The organism is Thermobacillus sp. (genome assembly GCF_003390775.1).
Taxonomy (GTDB): domain Bacteria; phylum Bacillota; class Bacilli; order Paenibacillales; family Paenibacillaceae; genus Thermobacillus; species Thermobacillus xylanilyticus.
On sequence record NZ_QEWA01000030.1, the window covers coordinates 71,799 to 96,928 of the forward strand.

Consider the following 25,130-nt stretch of genomic DNA (forward strand, 5'->3'; position numbering starts at 1 on the left):
ACACCCAAGACCGGGAAGAGGAGAATGCACATGACGATACATGCGGACGTTGCGGTACTCGGCGGAGGACCCGGCGGTTATACAGCCGCAATCCGGGCCGCCCAGCTCGGCAAGAAAGCGGTCATTATCGAGCAGGACCGGCTTGGCGGCGTCTGTTTGAACCGGGGCTGCATTCCGAGCAAGTCGCTGCTGCGCAGCGCGGAAGTGTTCCATACGGTGAAGGAAGCCGCCCGCTACGGCATTGCGGTCCAGGGCGAGCCGGAGCTGCGCTACGACGCTGTCCTGGAGCGGAAGCGCGCCGCCGTCGAGCAGCTTTACCGCGGACTCACGTCGCTCATGAAAAAGCACAACATCGAGGTTATCCACGGGAAGGGGAGAATCATCGGGCCGTCGATCTTCTCGCCGCGCAGCGGTTCGGTCGCGGTCGAGCTGGAGAACGGCGAGATGGAGACGGTCGTGCCGCAGCAGCTGATCATCGCGACCGGTTCGCGTCCGCGCGAGCTGCCGGGACTGAAGTTTGACGGGATCCGGGTGCTGAGCAGCGACGATGCGCTGAACATGGAGACGCTGCCGCGCGATATGCTGATCGTCGGGGGCGGCGTCATCGGTATCGAATGGGCGTCGATGCTGAACGACTTCGGCGTGGCCGTGACGCTGGTCGAAGCGGCATCGCGCCTGCTGCCGGGGGAAGACGCCGACGTGTCCGCCGAGATGGAGCGGCTGCTCCGCAGACGCGGCGTCCGCGTGATCACTTCGGCGAAGCTGCTCACCGACACGTTCGAGCGGAAAGACGACGGCGTGGCGGTCAAGATCGAAACCGGCGAGGGGGCGGTCGCGCTGTCCGCCGAGCGGATGCTCGTCGCCATCGGACGGACGGCGAACGTCGACGGGATCGGCCTGGAAGCGACCGATGTGGCGGTCAAGGACGGCTTTATCGCCGTCAACGCGTCGTACCAGACGGCCGAACCGCACATCTATGCGGTCGGCGACGTCATCGGCGGCGTGCAGCTTGCGCACGCGGCGGCGCGCGAAGGGGTGATCGCGGCCGAACATATCGCCGGCCTCAAAACTGAGCCGCTTCAGCCGCACCGCATTCCGCGCTGCATCTACTCGCGGCCGGAAGTGGCCTCCATCGGCTTGACGGAGAGCCAGGCGCTTTCCCGCGGCCATGACGTGAAGACGAGCCGGATTCCGTTCCGGGCGAGCGGCAAGGCGATCGTGCTCGGCGAGACGGACGGCTTCGTGAAAGTGATCGCCGACCGGAAGACCGGCGACATCCTCGGCGTCCACATGATCGGACCGCATGTGACGGAACTGCTGTCCGAGGCGGGCCTCGCGGATCTTCTGAACGCTTCGGTATGGGAAGCCGGCCAGCTCGTTCATCCGCACCCTTCGCTGTCGGAAATGCTCGGCGAGGCGATGCTGGCGATCGACGGCGTGTCCTTGTCGTTCTGACTCGAAGGTTCGGGGCGATCGGTTCATTTCTTTTTTCGGCAAAACAGGGTATAATGGATGCATCTTACCTTTAGTACCTGGTGTTAAGAGCTGGCCTCGAACGGGCGGCTCTCTTGCAGCCGGGAGAAGGAGGCATTTTATGGCCAATACCGGTACCAAGCGGACGTTCCGCCACCGCGAGGTCGGTCTTACGGACGACGAAGCGGTGCAGATGTACGCGACGATGCTGATGGCAAGACGATACGACGAGCGGGCACTGCTGCTTCAGCGGGCCGGCAAGATCAATTTTCACATCTCCGGAATCGGACAGGAAGCCGCGCAGGTGGCGGCCGCCTTCGCGCTGGATCGGGAGAACGACTGGTTTCTTCCCTACTACCGTGACTATGGCTTCGTGCTGGCGGTCGGCATGACGCTGCGCGAGCTGATGTTGTCCTTGTTCGCGAAGGAAGAAGATCCGAACAGCGCGGGCCGGCAGATGCCGGGCCACTTCGGCTGCAAACGGCTGCGCATCGTCACCGGATCGAGCCCGGTGACGACCCAGGTGCCGCACGCGGTCGGCATCGCATACGCGCTCAAACTGAAGCGGCAGCCCTATGTGTCGTTCGTGACGTTCGGCGAGGGCTCAAGCAACCAGGGCGATTTTCATGAGGGCTGCAACTTTGCGGGCGTGAACAAACTGCCGGTCATTTTCATGTGCGAGAACAACCAGTACGCCATTTCGGTGCCGATTTCGCGGCAGGTTGCCGGGCGGATCTGCGATCGGGCGATCGGCTACGGGTTCCCCGGCGTCCGGGTCGACGGCAACGATCCGCTGGAAGTGTACAAGGCCGTCAAGGAAGCGCGCGAGCGCGCCGTCGCCGGCGAAGGTCCGACGCTTATCGAGGCCGTGATGTACCGGTTGTCGCCGCACTCGACATCCGACAACGACCTGGCCTACCGGTCGAAGGAAGAAGTCGAGGAGCACCGGGCGAAGGACGGGCTGCCGCGCTATCGACAGTACCTGATTGACTGCGGGCTGTGGAACGAAGAGCTGGACCGTTCGCTCGACGCGAACATCCGCCAGATGCTCGACGAAGCGACCGAGTATGCGGACAAGGCGCCATACCCTTCTCCGGAATCGATCATGCACCACGTCTATGCCGGCGATGCGGAAGGAGGGTGGTAACATGGCGGTCATGCATTACATCGACGCGATCCGGCTGGCCATGGAAGAAGAAATGGCCCGCGACGAGGATGTGTTTGTGCTCGGCGAGGACGTCGGCTATAAGGGCGGCGTCTTCACAACGACGAAAGGACTGCTCGAGAAGTTCGGGCCGGAGCGGGTGCTGGACACGCCGCTTGCGGAGTCGGTGATCGCCGGCGCGGCGATCGGCGCCGCCATGTACGGCCTGAAGCCGATCGCCGAGATGCAGTACGCGGACTTTATTTTCCCTGCGACGAACCAGATCATCAGCGAAGCGGCGAAAATCCGCTACCGTTCGGCCAGCGACTGGACGTGCCCGGTCGTCATCCGCGCCCCGATCGGCGGCGGCGTGTTCGGCGGCTTGTACCATTCGCAGAGCGTGGAATCGGTCTTCTTCGGCACGCCGGGCCTGAAAATCGTCGCACCGTACACCGCCTACGACGCGAAGGGGCTGCTCAAGGCTGCCGTCCGCGATCCGGACCCGGTGCTCTATTTCGAACACAAGAAATGTTACCGTCTCGTCTCCGGCGAAGTGCCGGAGGACGACTACATCGTGCCGATCGGCAAGGCGAACGTGCTGCGCGAAGGCGATGACATCACGGTGATCGGATACAGCCTGCCGCTTCATTTCGCGATGCAGGCGGCCGAGGATCTGGAGGCGGAAGGCATCTCGTCCCACATTCTCGATCTCCGCACGCTGCAGCCGCTGGACAAGGAAGCGATCCTCGAAGCGGTCCGCCGCACGGGCAAAGTGCTCATCGTCCACGAAGACAACAAGACGGGCGGCGTCGGCGCCGAAGTGGCGGCGATCATCGCCGAGGAGCTGCTGTACGAGCTGGACGCGCCGATCATGCGGCTGTGCGGTCCGGACGTGCCGGCGATGCCGATTCATGCGCCGGGCGAGAAACATTTCATGCTGAATCGGGAGAAACTGCGGGATGCGATGCGGCAGTTGGCGCTTTATTGATGACCTTATGGTCCAATCCGGGATGGGAAGAAGGAGTTGAGAACGTGAGAGAGGGTCTTCAGGAAATCGTCATGCCGCAGCTGGCGGAATCGCTGGTGTCGGCGACGATCGAGCGCTGGCTGAAGCAGCCGGGTGACCGGATCGACATGTACGAGCCGATCTGCGAGATCAACACGGACAAGGTGAACGCGGAGCTGCCGTCGACCGTCACCGGGAAACTGGTCAAAATATTGGCCGGCGAAGGCGAGACCGTGGACGTAGGCGCACCGATCTGTCTCGTCGAGACGGCGTCGGCCGGCGCTCCGGCAGAATCCGCGCCGGATTCGGGAGATGCGGCGCAGCCGCAGGCACGGCAGGCGGCCGCATCGGACGGGGATGAAGGCGCGGCGTCTATGAGCGGCCGCTATTCGCCGGCGGTGCAACGCCTCGCCGCCGAACACGGCGTCAATCTGGCCGAGGTGCGCGGCACCGGGCTCGGCGGGCGCATTACCCGCAAGGACGTGTTGAACTACATCGAATCCGGCCGCGCATCCGGCAAACCCGCGGACAGCCGTTCGGCCGATCCGGCGCGCCAGCCGGTCCGGTCCAGCGGCCTGCATCTGTCGGAAGAGCCGAAGCTGCCCGCGATCGAAGTCGAGGCGGCGGCGCCGGGCAGCGGCGAATACTTCATCGACGTGTCGCCGCTCCGCCATACGATCGCGACCCGGATGCGGCAGAGCGTCACGGAGATTCCGCACGCCTGGACGATGATCGAGGCGGACGTGACGAATCTTGTCGCGCTGCGCAACAAGCTGAAAGACGAGTTCATGAAGCGCGAAGGCATCAACCTGACATATCTCGCGTTCTTCCTGAAGGCGGTCATCAACGCGATCAAGGACTATCCGATCATGAATTCGGTGTGGGCCGTCGACAAAATCATCGTCAAGCGCGACATCAACATTTCGCTGGCCGTCGGCACGGAGGACGGCGTCTGGACACCGGTCATCAAGAACGCCGACCAGAAGAACATCGCCGGGCTGGCCCGCGAGATCGACGACCTCGCGCGCAAGACGCGGGAAGGCCGGCTGTCGCTCAGCGACATGCAGGGCGGAACGTTCACGGTCAACAACACCGGCTCGTTCGGCTCGATTCTGTCGCAGCCGATTATCAACTACCCGCAGGCGGCGCTCATCACGTTCGAATCGATCGTCAAGAAACCGGTCGTCATCGGCGACATGATCGCGATTCGCTCGATGGTGAACCTGTGTCTTTCGCTTGACCACCGCATCCTCGACGGCGTCATCTGCGGACGGTTCCTGCAGCGGGTGAAAGAGAATCTCGAAAGCTACAGCATCGAGACGACCACATTGTATTGAGAGGCTCGCCATGAACGATAACCAACTGCTCGATATCCGCTACATCCCGATGATCGATTACGCCGCGGCGTGGGACAGACAGAAGGAAATCGTGCGCGGAATCGACCGCGGCGAGCGGCCGGAGACGTTGCTCTTGCTCCAGCATCCGCCGACCTACACCATCGGGTCGCAGAAGCATCCGGAGCATCTGCTGCTGAGCGAGGAAGAGCTGAACGCGCGGGGCATCCGCGTGTTTCAGATCGACCGCGGCGGCGACATCACCTATCACGGACCCGGCCAGCTCGTCGGCTATCCGCTGCTCTACCTGAATCCGGCGGTGCTCGACCTGCACGGCTATCTGCGCGCGCTTGAGCAGGTTATCATCGACTGGCTGGCCGATTACGGGATTGAAGGCGGCCGCAAGGAAGCCTACACCGGCGTGTGGGTCGGGGAAGAGAAAATCGCGGCGATCGGCGTCAAATTCAACAAAGCGCGAAGCCGTCGCGGCTTCATTACGAGCCACGGCTTCGCGCTCAACCTGCGCGCCGGCATCGGGAACGAAGGCTTTGCGGGAATCATCCCGTGCGGCATTCGCGAATACGGTGTTACCAGCTTCGAAGATTTGACGGAGATGGAGATGCCGCCGGAGCGGGCGGCGCGGGAGATCGTGCCGCATTTCTGCCGCGTATTCGGCAGGAGCGCCGGGCCCTTAATAGAAGAGGAGGCCGATGCCGGCCACGACGGTTGAGAGCAGCATGGCGGCGACGATCACGATGGCGGTGATCCGGATCCATTTGCGGTTGATCATGGTTTGCTGAACGCTCCTTTCAGCCAGGCTGTACAGATTCTATTTTATCCGATATGCGAGACGGGAGGAAAGCGATGATTGATCGTCAGAGACTGATTGACGAGTTCATGGAACTCGTCCGCGTCGACAGCGAGACCGGCCACGAACAGGAGATCAGCCGCGTGCTCAAAGCGAAGTTCGCCGGTCTCGGTCTTGCCGTCGAGGAAGACGACGCCGCGGAGAAGACGGGACACGGCGCGGGCAATCTGTTCGCGATGCTGGAAGCCGACGGGGCGGAGGATGCGCCGGTCATTTTCTTCACGTCGCACATGGACACCGTCGCGCCGGGCCGGGGGATCAAGCCGCGGCTGGACGATGACGGCTATATCCGCAGCGACGGCACGACGATTCTGGGCAGCGACGACAAGGCGGGCCTTGCGGCGATGCTCGAAGCGATCCGGGTGATCAAGGAACGAAACATTCCGCACGGACCGGTCCAGTTCGTCATCACGGTCGGCGAGGAAGCCGGGCTGAACGGCGCGCGCGCCATGGACCGCGGCCGGCTCAAGGCGGCGTTCGGCTACGCGCTCGATTCGAACGGCAGCATCGGCGACATCGCCGTCGCGGCGCCAACCCAGGCGAAGATCACGATGAAGGTGCACGGCAAATCGGCGCACGCGGGCGTCAACCCCGAGGACGGCATCAGCGCGATCCAGGTGGCCGCGCGGGCGATCTCGCGCATGCCGCTCGGCCGCATCGACCATGAGACGACCGCCAACATCGGCCGGTTCGAAGGCGGCGGCGCAACGAACATCGTCTGCGATTTCGTCAGGCTCGACGCCGAAGCGCGCAGCATTGACCGGGTGAAGCTGGACCGGCAGGTGGAAGCGATGCGGCAGGCGCTCGAGAGCGCGGTGGCGGAATTCGGCGCCCGGGCGGAATTCGAGAGCGAGATTCTGTATCCGTCGTTCCGCTATACGGAAGCCGATCCGGTCGTCAAGCTCGCCGTCGAGGCGATCGAAGCGATCGGCTGCAAGGCGCGGACGTTCCATTCGGGCGGCGGCAGCGACGCGAACATTTTCAACGGCCACGGCGTGCCGACCGTCAACCTCGCGGTCGGCTACGAGGAGATCCACACGACGCGGGAGCGCATCCGCGCCGACGATCTTGTGAAGACGACGGAGCTTGTCGTGGAGATCATCAAGCGGGCCGCCGATATGAAAGCATGAACGGTGCAATGAAGCCGGCCGGGAGCCATTCCCGGCCGGCTTTCGTGTATCCGCGCGGCATCTTTTACGAGCGCGAACGGATTTCCTGCCGCATGAACATGACGTAAGAGATGCCGAAGCAGATGACCGTCGCGGCGATGAGCCCGGTCGCATGCGGCCAGATGAGCAGCAGGCTCTGGCCGAGCGGCAGCGGACTCTTGATCGCGAGATACACCTGCTCGAGCGTGAACGGTCCGAGTGTGCGGACGTTCGGCGTCAGCAGCGTCGTCGTCGCCTCGGAGAACAGCTCCGCCGGCGACAGCCGGTTCAGCCACAGCATCGTCTCCTGGTAGTTCAGGATGCGCTGCACCGCGGCGTCCGACGAAGGCGCGATCGCGCGCGCGATCAGGTTCAGGATCAGCCCGTAGAAGACGGTGAAGAAAATCCACAGCGCGATGCTCGACAGCGCGGATGTCGCGGCCTGGCGGAACCGGATCGAGAACAGGATGGACAGGTTGAGCCAGAACCCGACGTAGACGACCGCGAGCACGAGGAAGAAGAAGACGCGCCAGAACTCTTCCGGCGTCGGCGGATAGCCGATCGTGAACAGGCCGAGCCCCATGACGAGAAGGCCCAGGGCGAAGATGACGACCGTCACGAGCAGCAGAGAAGCCGTAAACTTCGCCAGAATAAAGTCGTCCCGGTAGATCGGCTGCGACATGAGCCGGCTGAGCGTCCCGCGGTTCCGCTCCGAATTGACGGCGTCAAACCCCAGGGCAATCCCCATCAGCGGGCCGAGGAACGAGACGAACGTAATGAAGTTCGGCAGCGTCCCGTCCGAGATCGTGAACATCTGCAGGAACAGGAAGTCCAGCTCGTCCTTCAGGGCGCCGCCCCGAATGGCGGAAACGGCGGAGTAGATCGATCCGATGCACGCCAGCGTAATGATGGCGAGCAGAATCGTGAACCGCCAGCTGCGGATATGGTCGCCGAATTCCTTCTGCACGATGACCCAGAAAGGAGAGATCGCGGCGCCCTGCGCTTCCCTGGCGCCGGTGTCTTCGGCGCCGTCCCGCCGTCCCGCGCGGCGCGTCAGCCGGCCGAGAATCGCCTTGCCGTCAAGCGCCATGGGCTTCCCCTCCTTCGAAATAGCGATGATAGATGTCGTCCAGCCCGTATTTCCGGCGGCTGATGGCCAAGAGCCGCCCGCCGCATCCGATTGCCGCCTGCGCGATGTCCGCGGTCAGATCCGAGCTGCAGATGACGGAGGCTTTGCCGCCTTCGCCGCGCCTCACGGATACGACGCCCCCGAGTCCGTTCAGCGCCTCGTCCAGCGCGTCTGGCCACGCTTCGAGCTCGAGCTCGACCGTAATCGTGCCGTCTTCGTCGAGCTGCTTCGACAGTGACTCGATGTCGCCGCAGGCGATCAGCCGTCCCTTGACGAACAGGCCGACCCGGTCGCACACCTGCTGCACCTGATGCAGATGGTGGGACGAGAGCAGCACCGTAATCCGTTCTTCGCGGCTTAGCCGCGTGATCAGTTCCAGCAGCTCGCGCACCCCTTCCGGGTCGATGCCGAGCGTCGGCTCGTCGAGAATGATGATCTCGGGCTTCTTGATCAGCACGTCGGCGAGACCGAGCCGTTGGCGCATCCCGCGGGAGAAGGCGCCGACCCGCTTATCGGCGGCTTCGGCCAGACCGACGCGTTCGAGCAGCTCGCGCGCGCGGGCTTCGGCTTCCGCCGGCGGAATCCGGTTCAGCCGCGCCGTATAGATCAGGTTGTCGATGGCGGTCCGGTCTTCATAGAAGCCGATATCGTCGGGCATGTAGCCGACGCGTCGCTTGATCTGCAGCGGGCTGCGGGTCGGATCGAGGCCGAGCACGCGGGCCGATCCGGAAGTCGGCTCGGTCAGCCCGAGCATCATCAGAATCGTCGTCGTCTTGCCGGCGCCGTTCGGCCCGAGCAGGCCGAACACTTCGCCGCGGCCGATCGTCAGGTCGAGACGGTTCACGGCCGCGTGCTCGCCGTACATCTTCGTCAGCCCTTTCAGTTCGATGACCGGCTCGCGTTCACCGCTGCGCACGTCCACGATTACCGCCTCCCGTATTTGCGATACAGGTAGTAGACGCCTCCCGCAACGGCAATGACGATCAGAATGCCGATCCAGCCCCACAGCACGGATGACTGCACCGCGACGCGCAGCGCGATCGTGTCCGACTTCTGCGCCGAGCGGGCGGTGATGTCCACTTCATAGTCGCCGGCGAGCGCCTTGTCCGTCGACTTGATCGTGGCTTGAACGGTCGCCGTCTGACCCGGCTCGATGGACGTGATCTTGGACGGCTCGAACGTCACTTCCCAATCGACGGGCGAGTTGGACGTCAGGCTGACGTCTTCGAGCTTCGCCGTGCCGGTGTTCTTGACGACAAGATCGACCGTGCGCGTGCCGCCGGCCTTGATTTTCGTGTTCAGCCGCTCGTCCGCCGTCGTCAGGTCAATGCCGTACGTGCCGGTGATGACGACTTCGAGCGTCGTTTCGGCCTGCGTCGAATTGTTCGTCGCCGCGATCGGAATCTGATAGGTGCCGGCTTCGATCGACTCCGGCGGAATGATCTGGACGGAGATCGTCTTCGTCGCGTTCGGCTCCACCGTCACGGAACGGACGCTGTCGCCGCTGACCGAGAAGCGGGCGTCCCAGCCCGGCTGCACCGCCGCGGCCAGCGCATACGTCTGCTCTTCAGCGGTCCGGTTGCGCAGCTCGGTCGAGAACGTGAAGGTATCGTCGGCGTACCCTTCCATGTTCGGCTGCTCCACCGTCCATTCCGACGCGAACGTGCCCTGCTCGGTGACGTTGATGACGAGCGGGAGCCGGGCCAGATTGCCGGCGACGACCGTGAACCGGTATTCGCCCTTGTTCACTTCGAGCGGTACTTCGATCTGGACGTTGAACGATTCCGACTCGTCCGGCTTGACGGCAATTTCCCGGACCGTGCGTCCGCCGGACGTAATTTTGTACTCCCAGTTGTTGCCGTTCGTCTCCAGTGTGATCGGAAACACTTTCGTCGCATCACTGCGGTTGATCGCTTCAACCGAGTACGTGATCGACTCCCCGGGCGGCGCGGCCAGGTTGACGTAGGTTGTGTACAGTTCAAACGGTTCCGCGGCATCGGCCTGACCCGCGGACGAGGCGGCCGCTCCGGCCGCGATCAGGGCGGCAAGCCCAAGCTTGATCCAGATGTTGCGGCATGCGGCAAGCATGCTTCCAATCCCCCTTCTGAATTGAAAAATTGCGATTCCGCTTACATTACGAACGAGCGGCGGGCGCGGATTAATGAGTTCAAACCAATTTTTTCGGCGCCCGGCGAAACTTCCGGCCCATCCCTGCTTCTGCTAAAATAACAAGCAGAAAATGCTGTCGGCGGGGAGGATAGCGGATTGGACAGACGGGGAGATGACATGGCGACGGTGCTGGAAGCGATGTGCGCCGGCTCCGTCGAGGCATTCGACCTCTTCTACGAACGGTACGCGCCGCTTGTCATGCATATCGCCCTCCGGGTGATGGATGACCGGATGGAAGCGGAAGACCTCTGCCATGATGTGTTCCTCGAAGTGCTGCGGACCGGCAGACGTTTTGACCGCTCGCGGGGGTCGATCGAGAGCTGGCTGGCCGTCCTGACGCGCAGCCGCGGGCTGGATCGGCTGCGCCGGGCCCGGCGCGCCGTTCCCGGAGGGGCGGACGCGGCCATCGGACGGATCGCGGGTCTGGAGACCGCTGCGTCCGCGCTGGAGGATACGGTCGTCCTGCGATTCCAGCAGGCGGCTGTCCGGGAAGCGTTCGCCGCGCTGCCGAGTCAGCAGCGCCGCGCGCTGGCGACCGCCTATTACCGGGAGAAGACGCAGCGGGAGATGGCGGACGAGTGGAACGTGCCGCTCGGCACGGTCAAGTCCTGGATACGCGGCGGCATCGCCAATCTGCGGAAACAGTTGGCCGTGCGCGGCTGGCTGAGCGGCGGGGAAGGAGGTACGCGGCATGATGCGAAATGAAGGCGGCTTCGATCTGAAACGGTGCGCGCTCGGATTTACCGATCGGGAGTGGGCGGATTTCGCATTGGGGCTCCTGGATGCGAAGGATGCGGCCGCGATGGAGGCGCATGCCGGCGCATGCGGTGATTGCGCCGCACGCCGGGCGGAGTGGCTGCGGCTTGCGCCCGCGCCTGGCGGCCGGCCGCAGGATGCGCCGTCCGTGCCGCTGCTGCCCGAGCGTCGCCGGCGGTCGCTCAGACGGGCGGTCCGCGCGATCGGTCTGCGCCGCAGGCTGCGGGGTCCGGTGATCGCCGCGGCCGCGGCGGCCGCCGTCGTGCTGCTGACCGCCGGACTGCTCCATCGCGCGGGGCTGGCCGCGGATCCGTTCGCGCCGTCCGCGCGGCATGAATCGCCCGGCGAGTACCTGCTGATGCGCGAGCCGGAAGCGGGCACCGTCCTGACCGCTCCGGACACGACGCAGTTCAAGGTCGTCCATTCCTTCGGACCGGCGGGCGAGGGCTATATCTGGCTGAGCGGCGACGCGCAGGAAGCGCTGCTCTATCTGTACGGTCTGCCCGACACGGATCTGGTCGACTATCAGGCCTGGGCGGTTCGGGGACCGCACGCGGACAGCCTCGGCGTGCTCAAACTGGTCGACGGCATCGCCCATCTGCACGTTCGTTCGCTTCTTCTGCCGAATGCCGAGATGATTTCGCTCAGCGCCGAGCCGAAAGGCGGAAGCGAGCAGCCGACATCGACGCCGGCCGCCCTCGTCCTGTTCGACGCAAGGCGGTGAAGCGCGCCCGGCGTCCCGCGCGAAGCGGGGCATTCGCGCACCGCCACTTCGGTCGGCCTGCGCGGAAAGCGGAGCAAGCCCCGGCGCTTACTTCGAGCCGGCCGGGCCGCCATGCGAGCGGACATAGTCGGACAGCTTTTTCCGCACGCCCGCCAGCACGCGGAGCCTGTGGCGGATTTCCCACGCTTTGCCGACGAGGCGGATGCCGTTCGGATCGTTGTACTGTTTCATTCATCAAACCTCCGTTTCGGGGTGGGTATGCCCCATCCTATGCGCGGAGCGGACAAGTTATCACACAGGGGAGAGAACAAAAATGAACGACAGGAGCGGAGAGAAGGAGCGGCCGGAACCCGAGCGGACCGTCCGCACGGAGCCGGTCTTTCAGGGCCGGCTGATTTCCCTGCAGGTGGACACGGTGGAACTTCCCGGCGGGAAGACGGCGACGCGCGAGATTGTCAGACACCCGGGCGCGGCCGCGGTGCTCGCGCTGCACGACGACAGGCTGATCGTCGTCGAACAGTACCGCAAGCCGCTCGGGAAGATGCAGGTTGAGATTCCGGCGGGCAAGCTCGAACCCGGCGAAGATCCGATGGAGACGGCGCGGCGCGAGCTCGAGGAGGAGACCGGCTGGCGGGCGGAGCGGCTCGAGCCGCTTTATGCCTTCTACACCTCGCCCGGATTCGCCGACGAGAGGCTGTATTTGTACGCGGCATACGGCCTCTCGCGCGGAAACTTCGCGCCGGACGAGGACGAACATCTGAACGTGGACGCCATCACGTTCGAGCAGGCGCAAAGCTACATCCGCGAAGGCAGGATCAGCGACGCGAAGACGATCATCGCCGTGCAGGCGTGGCGGCTGAAGCGGCTCACCGGGTCGTTCGTCTGACATGGGCGGCACTGGCACAACCCTCAAGCACGGCCCGGGCGCTGGCCTGCGCCGCGTATTCGCCGATCTGCATCTGCACATCGGCTCCACGGGACGCGGCGAGCCGGTGAAGATCAGCGCCAGCCGGGCGCTGACGTTCCGGAACATCGCCCATGAAGCCGCCTGCCGCAAGGGCATCCGGCTGCTCGGCGTCATCGACGCCCATTCGCCCGGCGTCCAGCGGGACATTGCGGAACTGCTCGACCGCGGCGAGATGGCGGAGGCGCCGGGCGGCGGCATCCGCTACCGGGACGTCACGCTGCTGCTCGGTACGGAGATCGAGGTGAAGGAACCCGGCCGGGGACCGGCGCATCACCTCGTTTTCCTGCGCGATTTCGAGGCGATGCGCTCGTTCACCGACTGGCTCAAGGAGCGGATGACGAACGTCGGGCTCAGCTCGCAGCGCATCCGCGCAAGCGGCCCGGAACTGCAGCGGGAGACGGCGGCGCGGGGCGGGCTGTTCATCCCCGCCCACATTTTCACGCCGCACCGCAGCCTGTACGGCAGCTGCACGGACCGGCTGTCCGACGTGCTCGATCCCGACCTCATCGACGCGGTCGAGCTCGGCCTGAGCGCGGACACGGCGATGGCCGGTCTCGTGCCCGAGCTGGACCGGTATCCGTTCCTGACGAACTCGGATGCGCACTCGCTTGCCCGCATTGGCCGGGAATACAACTCGCTCATCCTCGGCGAACCGTCGTTCGACGAGCTGCGCAAGGCGCTGCGCGGCGAAGACGGCCGCGGGATCGCCGCAAACTACGGCCTTGATCCGCGCCTCGGCAAGTACCACCGGACGCATTGCGCGGGCTGCGGAACGACGCTGGACGTGGAGGACGGCGAGATGCCGGCAAGCCCGGACGCTGTAATGCGCTGCCCGCTCTGCGGATCGGCGAAGCTGATCCGCGGCGTGTCCGGGCGCGTGCACGCCCTCGGCCGGCTCGCGGGACGCAACGTCCCGCGGATCGATGCGGAGAGGCCGCCGTACATCTGCCAGGTGCCGCTCGAGTTCATCCCGGGCGTCGGACCGAAACTGCTCGACCGGCTGCTGGACCGCTTCGGCACGGAAATGAACGTGCTGCATGACGCTTCGCCCGAAGCGCTGGCCGAAACGGCGGGGGACAAGACGGCCGCGCTGATCCTCGCCGCCCGGGAAGGACGGATCGGCCTCAAGGCGGGCGGCGGAGGCCGCTACGGCAAGGCGCTGTCGGGCTAGACGCCATCCGCTGAAACGCTGCAATCGGCACGCCGGCATACCCTTTCGACCCGAAACATACAATGGTACAGCATGTCTGATTTTTCCGGAACGGGAGAGACGGCGATGCGGGCGGAATTCAGCTTCACGACGGCGGCGTACCGGCAGACGCTGCTGGTCTTCATTGCGGTGCTTACGGCGGCGGGCATCGTGTTCGGGGTGCTGGCCAGCCGGACGCTGACGCTCGATCAGCAGGACAATCTGGCTTCCGATCTGGCGCGGTACGCGCTGACGGCCGAAGCCGGGCAGCTGGCGGATGTCAAGGATACGCTGCGCGACCGGGCGATGCTGCACGGGAAATGGCTGCTGGCCGTCTGGCTGCTGGGTGTGACGGTGATCGGGGCACCGTTCGTGCTGGTGCTCGATTTTTTGAAGGGCGTGCTGATCGGCTTCAGCCTTGGCGTGCTTGTCCAGGCGTACGGGTGGAAAGGGATGCTGTTCGCCCTGGCGGCGATGGTGCCCGGGAACCTGCTGGTGCTTCCGGCGCTTCTGTTTGCCAGCGTCTCGTCCGTCGCCTTTGCGCTGCACGTGTTCAGGTACCGGCTGGTGCAGCCGTCCGGCAGCCTCAGGGAGCCGCTGCTCGCCCATACGTCCGCCGCGCTGATCCTGCTTGCCGTCATGACCGGCGGCGCGTTCATCGAAGCTTATGTCGCGCCGAATCTGATCGGCTGGGCGGCGCCGCTGCTTGCATCCTGACTTCGCATCACGGACTGCGCCGGAAGGTTTGACTTTCGTTCGAACCTCCTTCTATAATGATAATGATTCCAAACATCGTAACAGCGAAGGTTGCCGATTCGCGGAGGGGAGAACATGGAAGCCCGGGTAGAGAAAATCAAACAGCAGCTTCAGTCGCAGGGCTACAAGTTGACCCCGCAGCGGGAAGCGACCGTTCGCGTATTGCTGGAGAACGAGGAAGACCATCTCAGCGCGGAAGACGTTTTTATGCTCGTGAAGGAGATCGCGCCGGAGATCGGTCTGGCCACCGTGTACCGGACGCTGGAACTGCTCAGCGAGCTGCATGTCGTGGAGAAATTGAACTTTGGCGACGGCGTCGCGCGCTATGATCTGAGGACGGACAGTTCCAAGCACCATCACCATCATCTGATTTGCGTGCAATGCGGCTCGATGGAAGAGATTATGGAGGACTGGCTCATCCCGCTCGAGGAACGGCTGGAGCAGGAGTACGGCTTCCATGTCATCGATCACCGGCTCGATTTTCAGGGCATTTGCCGCCGCTGCCGCGAATCCCGCGAATCCAATGAGTAAACCGCAGCGCATGCTCCCGGACGGGGACCCTAGCGGGGCCGTTCGGGAGTTTTTGCATCGACGGTGAAAAAAAACGACGGCCGCGATCGCAAGCTGCAGCTCCCTTCGCGGTACTGGCGGGCGGAACGGATACATAGAGTGTTAGCAGCAAGCCCGTCCCGTCGGGCGGCGGAGGTGATCCTGCATGGTGCTGTCGCTGCGCCGCATGCTGCGCAGGCTGCTGTTCGTCGTGCTGTTCCTGATGCTGACGCTGGTGATCTCGGCGGCATTCCGGCTGCTTGCCGAATGGCTGCGGATGCCGGACCCTTATGCCGCGCCGCAAGGCCGGGCGGTCAAAGTGTTCGTGAACGACCCGGACGGCGGGCCCTCGCCGTTCGTCCTCGACCGTCTGCGCCTGTTTTATCTGACCGGCGACTGAAGCACGCATTTCCGCAGGGAAGGAGGGGTACGGACATGCCGGACTTTCCGGATCTGCTCGAGCGGTTTCTCGCGAGCCGCATGGAATCGCGCAGCTTTTCCCGCTCGACGGCAGATTCGTACGCCCGCGATCTGAAGGCGTTCACCGCCGCGATGGAAGCACAGGGCATCAGCGATCCCGGGCAGGTGAAGCCGCATCATATCACGGCCTATCTGGCCGGGATGAGGTCGGAAGGCAAGGCGCCGGCGAGCATCGCCCGCGCCGCGTCAAGCATCCGCGCGTTCTTCCGCTGTCTGGCCGCCGACCTGAAGGCGATCGAGGCGGATCCGGCAGCCCATATCCGGTTGCCGAAACCGGAACGGAAACCGCCGCGCATTCTGACCGAGGCGGAAGCGGTCAGGCTGCTGGAGACGCCGGACGGCTGCGGCCCTTCCGGCCTGCGCGACCGGGCGATGCTGGAGCTGCTGTACGCGACCGGCGTCCGCGCGGGCGAGCTGATCGGACTCGACGTGGACGACGTCAATCCTTCCCTCGGGTACGTCCGCTGCGCGGGCCCGGACGGACGGGAGCGGTTCATCCCGCTCGGCAAGGCGTCCGCGGAGGCGCTGGAGCGTTACCTGAAGGACGGCCGTCCGCATCTGGTCCGTCCGGACCGGCCGGAGCGCGCGCTGTTCGTCAGCCGGCGCGGAAGCCGGCTCACGCGGCAAGGGTTCTGGAAGCTGATGAAGAAGCATGCCGAGACGTCCGGCCTGGGGGGCGTCAGCCCGCACATGCTGCGCCATGCGTTCGCCGCGCACCTGGTCGCGGGCGGCGCCGATCTGCGCGCCGTGCAGGAGATGCTCGGCCACAAGGACATCTCGGCGACGAGAGCGTACGCGAAGATGGCGCGGCCGAGTCTGAAATCGGTCTATGAATCGGCCCATCCGAGGGCGCGTTGACGGCTAGACGGCTTGACTGCTTGACAACTTGAATCCATGCATATCTTTGAGAACAAGAGGTGGTGCTGACCCGTGAAGATCACAAGAGTGACCTGGATCGTGCTTGACAGCGTCGGCATCGGCGAGCTGCCGGACGCACCGGCGTTCGGCGATGCGGGCGCCCATACGCTCGGCCACATCGCGGAAACGGTGCCGGGCTTCGATCTGCCCGAACTGCGACGGCTCGGCCTCGCCAACATCGCGCAGATCGCCGACTGGGCGCCGCATCCGGCGCCGGAAGCGGCCTTCGGCAAGATGGCCGAGACATCGGCCGGCAAAGATACGATGACCGGCCACTGGGAGCTGGCCGGCCTGCACATTCCCGTGCCGTTCCGCACGTTTCCGGACGGCTTTCCGGAGGAACTGATCCGCGAGTTCGAGAAACGGACGGGCCGTCCGGTCATCGGCAACAAGCCGGCGAGCGGCACCGCGATCATCGAGGAGCTCGGCGAAGAGCAGTTGCGGACCGGAGCGTGGATCGTCTACACGTCCGCAGACAGCGTCTTCCAGATCGCGGCGCATGAGGAGGTCATCCCGCTGGACGAGCTGTACCGGGCGTGCGAAATTGCGCGCGAGCTGACGCTGCACGAGCCGCACGCGGTCGGCCGCGTCATCGCCCGGCCGTACGTCGGCAAGCCCGGCGCGTTCACCCGCACGCCGAACCGGCACGACTACGCGGTGAAACCGCCGCAGCCGACGGTGCTGAACGCGCTGAAGGACGCCGGATACGAAGTATGGGCGGTGGGCAAGATCAACGACATTTTCAGCGGGGAAGGCATCACGGCCGCCTGGTCGACGAAGAGCAACGCCGACGGAATCCGACGGATGCTGGAACTGATGGAGAAGCCGTGCAGGGGCGTCGTTTTCACGAACCTCGTCGACTTCGATTCGCTGTACGGCCACCGGCGGGATCCGGTCGGCTACGCGCGGGCGCTTGAGGAATTCGACCGGGCAGTGCCGGAACTGAAAGCGCGGACCGGCGACGACGGCCTGCTCATCATTACGGCCGACCACGGCAACGATCCGGTTCACCACGGCACCGACCATACGCGGGAATATGTGCCGATTCTCCTGTACAACCCGCGCATGGGCGGCCGTCCGCTCGGCACCCGTTCGACGTTCGCGGATCTGGCCGCGACGATCGCCGAACTGTTCGGCGTGCAGCGCCCGCCGCACGGCACCAGCTTTCTTAACGATCTCGGCCTCGCCTGAGACCCGGCGCGGCAACCTGAGTCAGGAGGATGATCCCATGACATTGACGGCAGTGCATATTCGCGAAGCCGCGGAATCGATCCGCGGAAAGACGGCGCTTGTGCCGGAGATCGGACTGATTCTCGGCTCCGGCCTCGGCGTGCTCGCCGATCATGTGGAAGACGCGGCCGTGATCCGATACGAGGACATTCCGCATTTCCCGCTCTCCACCGTTGAAGGACACGCGGGCGAGCTGGTCATCGGCCGGCTGGCCGGACGGACGGTCGTCATCATGCGCGGACGGTTCCACATGTACGAAGGATACGGACCGGAGCTGACGGCGTTCCCGGTTCGCGTCATGAAGGCGCTCGGCGCGCAGACGCTCGTGGTGACCAACGCGGCGGGCGGCATCAATACGTCTTTCGAACCGGGCGATCTGATGCTGATTGCCGACCATTTGAACCTGACCGGACGCAATCCGTTGGTCGGGCCGAACGACGGCGAACTAGGCCCCCGGTTCCCGGACATGTCGGAAGCTTACAGCCGGCGGCTGCGCGCCATCGCAACCGAAACGGCGCGGGAACAGGACCTCAAGCTGCGGGAAGGCGTCTATGCCGGACTGCTGGGTCCATCGTATGAGACGCCGGCGGAAATCCGCATGCTTCGCGCGCTGGGCGCGGACGCTGTCGGCATGTCGACGGTGGCGGAGGTCATCGCCGCGCGCCACATCGGACTTGAGGTGCTGGGCATTTCCTGCATCAGCAATATGGCGGCAGGCATACTGGATCAACCGCTGTCCCATGACGAAGTGATGGAGACGACCGAGCGCGTGAAGTCCCGTTTTCTGGCTCTGGTCACAGGCGTCATCCCCCGTTTGTAGGACTTTGCAGGAAGCGAAAATGCACCGTTCGACTCGACCGGGTGCGACACGTTCTTCCCTCCGTTTCGTCGTATAATGGCCCGTGAATCCGAAAGAGGGAGAAGTGTGAATTTTTCATGGACAAGCAGTTGTTGGGACGAGTCGAATGGTTGCGCAATCAAATGAACACGGCGTTCCGGGCAAGGAACGACATGCAGCACCGCGAAGTGCTGGAACTGAGCCAGTCGCTTGACGAGCTGATCGTGCTGGTTCAGCTCATGAAGCGGCCTCCGAGAAAACAGAAATGTTGACGATCAGGAGGGAAAGGCATGCGTGCGGTTGACATCATACGGCGCAAGCGGGACGGCGGGGAGTTGACCGCCGGGGAAATCGCGTTCCTGATCGATGGATACTGCCGGGGCGACATTCCGGATTATCAGATGTCCGCGTTCGCCATGGCCGTGCTCTTCCGGGGGATGACCGCGGAAGAGACGGCGGAGCTGACGCTGGCGATGGCACGGTCCGGCAGCCAGCTCGATCTGTCCGGCATTCCGGGCATCAAGGTGGACAAGCACAGCACGGGCGGCGTCGGCGACAAGACGACGCTCATCGTCGCGCCGCTGGCCGCAGCGGCGGGTGTTCCCGTTGCGAAAATGTCCGGCCGCGGGCTCGGCCATACCGGAGGCACGATCGACAAGCTGGAGTCGATACCGGGCTTCCGCACGGAGCTTGCCCCCGAGGCGTTCTTCCGCCAGGTCGGGGAGATCGGGCTGGCCGTTGCCGGCCAGAGCGGCGATCTGGCGCCGGCGGACAAGAAACTGTACGCGCTCCGCGACGTGACGGCGACGGTCGAATCGATTCCGCTCATCGCAAGTTCCGTCATGAGCAAGAAAATCGCATCCGGCGCCGACGCGATCGTGCTCGATGTGAAGACGGGCGGCGGCGCGTTCATGAAGACGCTGGAGGATGCGGAGCGGCTTGCGGAGGCGATGGTCGCGATCGGCCGGCTCGTGGGCCGCAAGACCGCGGCTGTGATCAGCGACATGGACCAGCCGCTGGGACGGGCGATCGGCAACGCCCTCGAGGTGAAAGAAGCGATCGCCGCGCTGCGCGGTGATGGCCCGGAAGATCTGACGTCGCTCTGCCTGACGCTGGCGGCGCATATGACGGTGCTCGGCGGCAAGGCGGCCAGCATCGATGAAGCGCTCCTGCTGCTGGAGCGGAAGCTGAAGTCCGGCGAAGCGCTGGACAAGTTCCGTGCTTTCGTCGCCGCGCAAGGCGGCGATCCGGCAGTTGTCGACGATCCGGATCGGCTGCCCTCGGCGCCGCACCGGATCTGCGTGAAGGCGGAGCGCGCCGGGTACGTGCGCCGCATCGACGCGGAGAAGCTCGGCCTTGCGGCGATGATGCTCGGCGCGGGGCGCGCGGTGAAGGACGCGCAGATCGACCACGCGGTCGGCGTCGTGCTCGCGCAGAAGCTCGGCAGTCGGGTCGGCGCCGGCGAACCGCTGGCGGAGCTGCACGCCGCGCGCGAAGGCGATGCCGAAGCCGAAGCGATGCGGCTCGCCGCGGAGGCGTTCGAGATCGGCGGCGAGCCGCCGGCGGTGCGGCCGCTCATCCTGTCCGTCGTCACGGAGGACGGCATCCGGCGGATGGATTGATACGGGCACCTTAATCAGTTAGATATAATTAAAGGTAGAGATGAATTACGGGCTTCGAACGTATCTGTTTATTAAGACGTTTCGAAGCCTATTTCATTAAATACAGTCAAGAACATGTGTTATTGGAATATAATAATCATAGACCCAAAAATTATTGACAACACGATTAATCATAGTAAACTGGTAAATAACAAGAAACATAAACTACCGGCATTGTGATCTGGTATATATAATGCTATTCGAGAATAGAAATCGTGGGGTGGTTACCCGGTGAATGGAAAGAGTTCCGAAATAATTGTAAGCGTTATTATACCAACATTTGATAAAGCTGATTTACCTTGACTTAACGCTTAGGTCTTTTGAATATCAACGTTGTAATTTCAATTATGAAATTGTAATCGTGAATGATGGGAGTACTGATCACACAAAACAAATTGTCGAGAGCTTTCTGGATAAGTTGAGAATTACATACATTGAGCAATCAAACAAAGGGCGTTCTGCAGCAAGAAATGTGGCGATTGAAAACGCTAAAGGCGAGATTATACTTTTTAATGACGACGACAGAATTGTAACACCACAATTTCTTAATGAGCAAATAAAAACACATGATAAACCTAATATAGTTGCATTAGGATGAAAAGGGAATATTTTAACGTTTGCTGAAAGAGACTTAAATATACGGACAAATCATTTATATGATTTATTAAAAAAGAATAACAAATTAGTTGAAATAGATTTATTTCCTGAAAAATTAACAAAAATCATTGATGATCAATTATTGGATTTCGAAAACGAGTCGATCTATCAATATATTGTTCATGACGCACCTGATAATTTCCTTGAATTTTATGAAGAATTCGGAAAAGATCTTGAGGGGTTCCGCTTTAAATGGTTGTTGGGCACAACCGCAAACATGTCTGTAAGACGCGAATTTTTAGATGAAGCAGGATATTTCGATGAGAACTATAAGGGTTGGGGAATGGAGGACACAGATCTCGTATATCGATTGCAAAAAAATAAAGGAACCATCAAAAATAAATAAACATGCAATAAACTATCATCAATATCATAAAAGGAATTCTACTGATGAGTCTATCTCACTAAGCACCTATCCGAAAACCTCTGCGCAGCGGAAACAAATCCAGGCGCAGGCAAAATGGAGCATGGCCTCGTAGTTCTCCACTTTCTTTTCCCAACGAATAAGCAAGCGGCGAAAGCGATTCATCCAAGAGTGTTGACCACCCATCGTCTGGCCCGGTATCCGGGAATCGCCGCTTTTTCTTCTTTCTCTTCGCCGCGCGAACGCAAATGAAGGACATATCCCAACTCGGCCACTTTTTCCTACTTGCTTATAATGGTTTTCGGATAGGCTCTAAGTGACAATTGACGCATATTAGGCCAGAAACACTTCAGGGTGTTTCTGGCCTATTCATGAATTTTTTAAACTATGATTTCGCTACAGGGTGGTTTTATGTCGCTTGATGAGGCTGTGAAAACCATCATGATGGAAAGTTGTCCAAAGAAAAAAGATTGCTGTTTAGGGTATTCATTGGAATGTGAACTTGACAAAATGGCGGTATATGAAATTGTTGTTGGATTAGAGGAAATAATGGACATCAAACTCGATGCAGAAAAAATAACTGAAAACAACTTTGCAAATTTTGATACAATCATAAAATTAGTAAGGAGTCAACTGAATGAAACACAGCAAATACCAAGGAATAATCTGGATATGGATTAGAACTATTAATTGGGCAAGGTCATACTGGGGTTGGCTTTTGATAGCGATAATTGCTACTGCCGCATTTAATCTTAGTGATGTTTGGCAAGTAAGAATTATTAAAGAGTTGGTAGATTACTTGACTAAAGGGAATATGCAAAATTCCCAGATCATTATTCTGGCGCTTCAATTTGCTTTATTGGCACTTATTGTACAAATTGGTGCGTCATTACAATATTTTTGCGTGGAAAAAGTACAAAGTGGATATTCGAATTCGGTGAGAAAAAGAATCTTATCAAAATCAATTGATACTTCTCACGATCAATTTTCAAAATATCAACAAGGCGATTGGATTACCAGATTCCAATCGGATATCGAAGGCTCATCACAATTGGTTGGTTGGCGTGTGATTGCAATACTTTCGAATAGTGTTTATGCCATATCCACATTCGCTCTAATGATCAACATGAATTGGTTGTTGGCATGTATTGATTTGTTTTTTCCGATATTTGTACTATTTCTTGCGTCAAAGACTGGAAAGTCCTTGGAAATAATGACAAATTCCATGCAAAACAAGCTATCCTCCGTTAGCAATTTGTTTATGGATATTCTCAGAATGAACAAACTAACAAAGGTATTTGATCAGTTGAAAGTCTATTTACTTCAGAAAGGGCATGAACATTTAAATGAATATCATACTTTACGGGTTAAAAAGGCAAGGATTAACGCCACCATTTTTGGAGTAAGGGGATTTACGGGGGCAATACCTGAGTTGGTTAATGTTTTTGTCGGAGGATGGTTGGTACTTTCAGGAGACTTAACTATTGGAGAATTAACCGCATTCATAATGCTTTATAACAATCTTCTGACTCCTTTGGTCAGTATAGGCAGCCAAATGAGCATGATCAGTGAAGGAGCTGCATGCGCAAAAAGATTGAATGAAATTCTTGCGCTTCCTGAAAGCAAACCGCCGGTTCAGGTTACAAGCAGACAAATTGATCGTTTGCGTTTGGAAAATATCTGCTTGAAGCGCGAAGGATTTGAACTAAAAAATGTTTGTTTCGATCTTGCTAAGGGTGAGAGACTTTTCATTATAGGGAAAAGTGGCGCAGGTAAATCTACACTTTTGTCAATTTTGGCAGGTTTAACGACCGATATAAAAGGAAAAATTTATATCAATAATGAATTGGTAGAAAATGTGCTGGAGTTACGGAACTACGTTAGCTATGTAGAACAGGATGCAGCATTTTTTGATGGAACCATAGCGGAAAATATTGGATTAGGCACGATTGATATGGATAGAATTATAGACGCAGCCAAGGCTGTAAATGCGCATCATTTCATATGTCAACTGCCAAACGGGTATAATACAGTTTTAGACAGAAACGGGTCAAATTTGTCCGGTGGACAGAAACAGAGAATTGCATTAGCGAGAGCATTATTTACCGATAGACCAATCATTCTTATGGATGAACCTACAGCGAACCTTGATCAAAAAACAGAGCATAAGATTATAAAAGATACAGAAAAAGCTTTTTCCGATAAAATATTGATAATTGTTGTTCATGATTACTCATGGATCAGGCCTTTTGATAAAGTTTTGTTTATGCATGAAGGTTATATACTTGAAAACGCAACTGATAGTGAGCTTCGAAGCAAGTATGGAGACTATTACAGGATGCTGGAGCGAACAAGGGAGGTTTCACTATGAAATATACTGTGAGCCCTTCTATTATTTAGATCTAATATTTGCGTTAGCATGGATAATTGCAAGAAAAGATCTCGAAAATTATAGTCCTTTTACAAGCAGGATGAAACACTTTGTTTTACATTTGAGAGAAAATATAGGTCAAGAAGACGAGTCTGATATAATTCAATTCTATAGAAAAGTCAATTTCATAAATCATTTAACAGGCTGAGTCAGTCCAATAATCGACATGCCTTTTCAAAAAAATTAGGCAACTTGAGACTGCAGCATCGTTTTATTCCACCGGTCCAGTGCGAGTTTGCACAGGTTGTAAGTCAAGCAACTCAATTGAACATCCATTAACGCACGCTTTTTCAGTTTTCGGGTTGAACCCAACTCCAGGTACAGCTTCAAGTAGGCGAATACGCGTTCAATCGCGGTTCGCTGCTTGAATAGCTGTGCCCATTTTTCGCTCCCGCGTCCGGGTGCAGTGAATCGGCGAACATCTTCTTCCACGCGAAATTTGAATACTTTCCGGCAACCGTCAGCTTGAAAAGGGCAAGTGGCACATTCCTTCGGCCTTGTGAATCTCACCGTATCCCGCTTGGCGTCGTAACTGTCGTAAACATACGCGTGACCTTGTTTGCAAGTCGGAAGCAGATGCTCATCCTCGCCTTCCGGCTGCTTGACACGATGAATCAGCGGGATGATCGGAAACGCTCCAATTTCCCGGATTTGGCGATATACCGGTTCGCCGTCATATCCCTGTCCGCCAGTACATGTTTCGGTTTGAGAGATGGAAATTGTTCCTTCAAGTACCCTGTGTAACCGCTAAAATAAAATTAACAAGAAACACGAAATAATCTTGAACACGAATTCCCTGATTCTCCCTCACCCGATATAATCAAGCTGGAAATTCATCAGTGTAGGGTGAGGAGAATGAAATCTGCGGAAAGGTGGCCTATGTACATTGAAATCTATCAACTGAAACAGTTGGGGCTCAATGTTTCACAGATAGCCCGCAAACTGAACATTTCTCGAAACACCGTGTACAAATATCTGAACATGTCGCCGGAAGAAATGCAGGCATTCATCGAATCGGTGAAGACGCGGCGAAAGAAGCTGGATCCGTTTGAATCCCAAGTTCTTCAATGGTTGCGGGAATATCCGGACCTATCGGCCGCTCAGATTCATGACTGGTTGAAGGAACGGCGCTTGGATGCCAACGTCTGCGAGAGCACCGTTCGGCACTTCGTCCGGCACTTGCGTGAGCGGCATGGTATCCCGAAAAGCAAACCGATGCGCCAGTACGAAGCGGTGGAAGACCCGCCCATGGGACAGCAGATGCAAGTTGACTTCGGCGAAACGAGAACGCACGATCTTCATCAGCATCCCGTACGGTTATGGTGCATCACGTTTGTCC

General features: G+C 59.9%; 28 protein-coding genes and 2 pseudogenes. 23 read left to right on the top strand and 7 right to left on the bottom strand.

Features of this window, described 5'->3' with window-relative positions; genetic code table 11:
* The first annotated feature begins 30 nt into the window (after positions 1-30).
* The 5 genes from lpdA (at position 31) to lipB (ending at position 5,687) form a co-directional block, all read left to right on the top strand.
* Entirely contained in the window at positions 31-1,455 is a 1,425-nt protein-coding gene (gene lpdA, locus C6W55_RS05015) for a dihydrolipoyl dehydrogenase (RefSeq protein WP_286891754.1), read from the top strand.
* A 139-nt stretch (positions 1,456-1,594) separates the two neighbouring features.
* On the top strand, positions 1,595-2,620 hold the full coding sequence (locus tag C6W55_RS05020; RefSeq protein ID WP_286891755.1) for a thiamine pyrophosphate-dependent dehydrogenase E1 component subunit alpha: 1,026 nt from the start codon (positions 1,595-1,597) through the stop codon (positions 2,618-2,620).
* 1 nt (position 2,621) lies between these two features.
* Positions 2,622-3,605, top strand: a complete 984-nt coding sequence (locus C6W55_RS05025; protein WP_286891756.1) for an alpha-ketoacid dehydrogenase subunit beta — start codon at positions 2,622-2,624, stop codon at positions 3,603-3,605.
* 71 nt (positions 3,606-3,676) lie between these two features.
* A complete protein-coding gene (locus C6W55_RS05030; protein WP_286891772.1) occupies positions 3,677-4,960 on the top strand; it encodes a dihydrolipoamide acetyltransferase family protein in 1,284 nt (427 codons plus the stop codon).
* Positions 4,961-4,970: 10 nt separating this feature from the next.
* Positions 4,971-5,687 carry a lipoyl(octanoyl) transferase LipB gene (gene lipB, locus C6W55_RS05035; RefSeq protein WP_286891757.1) on the top strand — a complete coding sequence of 239 codons (717 nt, stop codon included), beginning with the start codon at positions 4,971-4,973 and terminating at the stop codon, positions 5,685-5,687.
* Here the strand turns inward: lipB and prli42 are convergent.
* Positions 5,649-5,747: a stressosome-associated protein Prli42 gene (gene prli42, locus C6W55_RS05040; RefSeq protein ID WP_015254821.1), complete on the bottom strand. Its 99-nt coding sequence runs from the start codon at positions 5,745-5,747 to the stop codon at positions 5,649-5,651. The two genes, lipB and prli42, sit on opposite strands and share 39 nt — an antisense overlap.
* A 74-nt stretch (positions 5,748-5,821) precedes the next feature.
* Here prli42 and C6W55_RS05045 point away from each other — a divergent pair, with 74 nt between their 5' ends.
* On the top strand, positions 5,822-6,955 hold the full coding sequence (locus C6W55_RS05045) for a M20/M25/M40 family metallo-hydrolase (protein WP_286891758.1): 1,134 nt from the start codon (positions 5,822-5,824) through the stop codon (positions 6,953-6,955).
* A gap of 64 nt (positions 6,956-7,019) precedes the next feature.
* Here C6W55_RS05045 and C6W55_RS05050 read toward each other — a convergent pair whose 3' ends face one another.
* The 3 genes from C6W55_RS05050 to C6W55_RS05060 are packed head-to-tail and all read right to left on the bottom strand — an operon-like array spanning position 7,020 to position 10,190.
* Positions 7,020-8,063, bottom strand: coding sequence for an ABC transporter permease (locus tag C6W55_RS05050; RefSeq protein WP_015254818.1), 1,044 nt, complete (start codon positions 8,061-8,063; stop codon positions 7,020-7,022).
* A complete protein-coding gene (locus tag C6W55_RS05055) occupies positions 8,053-8,967 on the bottom strand; it encodes an ABC transporter ATP-binding protein (protein WP_286891773.1) in 915 nt (304 codons plus the stop codon). The genes C6W55_RS05050 and C6W55_RS05055 overlap by 11 nt, the downstream gene beginning before the upstream one ends.
* Before the next feature lie 59 nt (positions 8,968-9,026).
* Complete coding sequence (locus tag C6W55_RS05060; protein ID WP_015254816.1) at positions 9,027-10,190, bottom strand: COG1470 family protein; 1,164 nt, start codon at positions 10,188-10,190, stop codon at positions 9,027-9,029.
* 177 nt (positions 10,191-10,367) lie between these two features.
* Between C6W55_RS05060 and C6W55_RS05065 the strand changes: the two genes are divergently transcribed.
* Together C6W55_RS05065 and C6W55_RS05070 are read left to right on the top strand one after the other, a co-directional pair.
* Positions 10,368-10,976: a sigma-70 family RNA polymerase sigma factor gene (locus C6W55_RS05065; RefSeq protein WP_015254815.1), complete on the top strand. Its 609-nt coding sequence runs from the start codon at positions 10,368-10,370 to the stop codon at positions 10,974-10,976.
* Positions 10,963-11,751, top strand: a complete 789-nt coding sequence (locus C6W55_RS05070; protein ID WP_286891759.1) for an anti-sigma factor — start codon at positions 10,963-10,965, stop codon at positions 11,749-11,751. The genes C6W55_RS05065 and C6W55_RS05070 overlap by 14 nt, the downstream gene beginning before the upstream one ends.
* Positions 11,752-11,838: 87 nt before the next feature.
* On the opposite strand, the gene mciZ is transcribed toward C6W55_RS05070, so the two are convergent.
* On the bottom strand, positions 11,839-11,982 hold the full coding sequence (gene mciZ / locus C6W55_RS05075) for a Z-ring formation inhibitor MciZ (RefSeq protein ID WP_015254813.1): 144 nt from the start codon (positions 11,980-11,982) through the stop codon (positions 11,839-11,841).
* Between the two features lie 82 nt (positions 11,983-12,064).
* Here mciZ and C6W55_RS05080 point away from each other — a divergent pair, with 82 nt between their 5' ends.
* The 12 genes from C6W55_RS05080 (at position 12,065) to C6W55_RS18050 (ending at position 21,342) form a co-directional block, all read left to right on the top strand.
* Positions 12,065-12,637: an NUDIX hydrolase gene (locus tag C6W55_RS05080; RefSeq protein WP_015254812.1), complete on the top strand. Its 573-nt coding sequence runs from the start codon at positions 12,065-12,067 to the stop codon at positions 12,635-12,637.
* 1 nt (position 12,638) lies between these two features.
* Positions 12,639-13,889, top strand: a complete 1,251-nt coding sequence (locus tag C6W55_RS05085) for an endonuclease Q family protein (protein WP_286891760.1) — start codon at positions 12,639-12,641, stop codon at positions 13,887-13,889.
* 105 nt (positions 13,890-13,994) lie between these two features.
* The gene (spoIIM, locus tag C6W55_RS05090) at positions 13,995-14,624 is read left to right on the top strand and encodes a stage II sporulation protein M (protein ID WP_286891761.1); all 630 of its coding nucleotides are present in this window, start codon (positions 13,995-13,997) and stop codon (positions 14,622-14,624) included.
* A 114-nt stretch (positions 14,625-14,738) separates the two neighbouring features.
* Positions 14,739-15,194, top strand: a complete 456-nt coding sequence (gene fur, locus C6W55_RS05095) for a ferric iron uptake transcriptional regulator (protein WP_286891762.1) — start codon at positions 14,739-14,741, stop codon at positions 15,192-15,194.
* Positions 15,195-15,378: 184 nt separating this feature from the next.
* Entirely contained in the window at positions 15,379-15,612 is a 234-nt protein-coding gene (locus C6W55_RS05100) for a DUF4227 family protein (RefSeq protein WP_286891763.1), read from the top strand.
* A gap of 35 nt (positions 15,613-15,647) precedes the next feature.
* Positions 15,648-16,550: a tyrosine recombinase gene (locus C6W55_RS05105; RefSeq protein WP_286891764.1), complete on the top strand. Its 903-nt coding sequence runs from the start codon at positions 15,648-15,650 to the stop codon at positions 16,548-16,550.
* A gap of 72 nt (positions 16,551-16,622) precedes the next feature.
* The gene (locus tag C6W55_RS05110) at positions 16,623-17,801 is read left to right on the top strand and encodes a phosphopentomutase (RefSeq protein WP_286891765.1); all 1,179 of its coding nucleotides are present in this window, start codon (positions 16,623-16,625) and stop codon (positions 17,799-17,801) included.
* Positions 17,802-17,838: 37 nt separating this feature from the next.
* On the top strand, positions 17,839-18,660 hold the full coding sequence (locus C6W55_RS05115; protein WP_286891766.1) for a purine-nucleoside phosphorylase: 822 nt from the start codon (positions 17,839-17,841) through the stop codon (positions 18,658-18,660).
* Between the two features lie 116 nt (positions 18,661-18,776).
* Complete coding sequence (locus tag C6W55_RS05120) at positions 18,777-18,950, top strand: aspartyl-phosphate phosphatase Spo0E family protein (protein ID WP_015254804.1); 174 nt, start codon at positions 18,777-18,779, stop codon at positions 18,948-18,950.
* 18 nt (positions 18,951-18,968) lie between these two features.
* A complete protein-coding gene (locus tag C6W55_RS05125) occupies positions 18,969-20,300 on the top strand; it encodes a pyrimidine-nucleoside phosphorylase (protein ID WP_286891767.1) in 1,332 nt (443 codons plus the stop codon).
* 319 nt (positions 20,301-20,619) lie between these two features.
* Positions 20,620-20,937 (top strand): glycosyltransferase family A protein, encoded by a 318-nt coding sequence (locus C6W55_RS05130; RefSeq protein WP_083883188.1) that lies wholly within the window; start codon positions 20,620-20,622, stop codon positions 20,935-20,937.
* Positions 20,938-21,213: 276 nt separating this feature from the next.
* Positions 21,214-21,342, top strand: coding sequence for a glycosyltransferase family 2 protein (locus C6W55_RS18050; protein WP_353682008.1), 129 nt, complete (start codon positions 21,214-21,216; stop codon positions 21,340-21,342).
* Positions 21,343-21,408: 66 nt separating this feature from the next.
* Here C6W55_RS18050 and C6W55_RS05135 read toward each other — a convergent pair.
* Positions 21,409-21,641, bottom strand: a pseudogene (locus C6W55_RS05135) (IS5/IS1182 family transposase); the annotation flags it as partial.
* A gap of 130 nt (positions 21,642-21,771) precedes the next feature.
* On the opposite strand from C6W55_RS05135, the gene C6W55_RS05140 reads away from it, so the two are divergent.
* Together C6W55_RS05140 and C6W55_RS05145 are read left to right on the top strand one after the other, a co-directional pair.
* A complete protein-coding gene (locus C6W55_RS05140) occupies positions 21,772-22,041 on the top strand; it encodes a hypothetical protein (protein WP_157373560.1) in 270 nt (89 codons plus the stop codon).
* The gene (locus tag C6W55_RS05145) at positions 21,998-23,731 is read left to right on the top strand and encodes an ABC transporter ATP-binding protein (protein ID WP_286891768.1); all 1,734 of its coding nucleotides are present in this window, start codon (positions 21,998-22,000) and stop codon (positions 23,729-23,731) included. Before C6W55_RS05140 ends, C6W55_RS05145 begins: the two co-directional genes overlap by 44 nt.
* 243 nt (positions 23,732-23,974) lie before the next feature.
* Here the strand turns inward: C6W55_RS05145 and C6W55_RS18260 are convergent.
* A pseudogene (locus tag C6W55_RS18260) lies at positions 23,975-24,525 on the bottom strand (transposase); the annotation flags it as partial.
* A gap of 145 nt (positions 24,526-24,670) precedes the next feature.
* On the opposite strand from C6W55_RS18260, the gene C6W55_RS05155 reads away from it, so the two are divergent.
* On the top strand, positions 24,671-25,130 hold a 460-nt coding region (locus C6W55_RS05155), incomplete at its 3' end, for a helix-turn-helix domain-containing protein (RefSeq protein ID WP_286891770.1).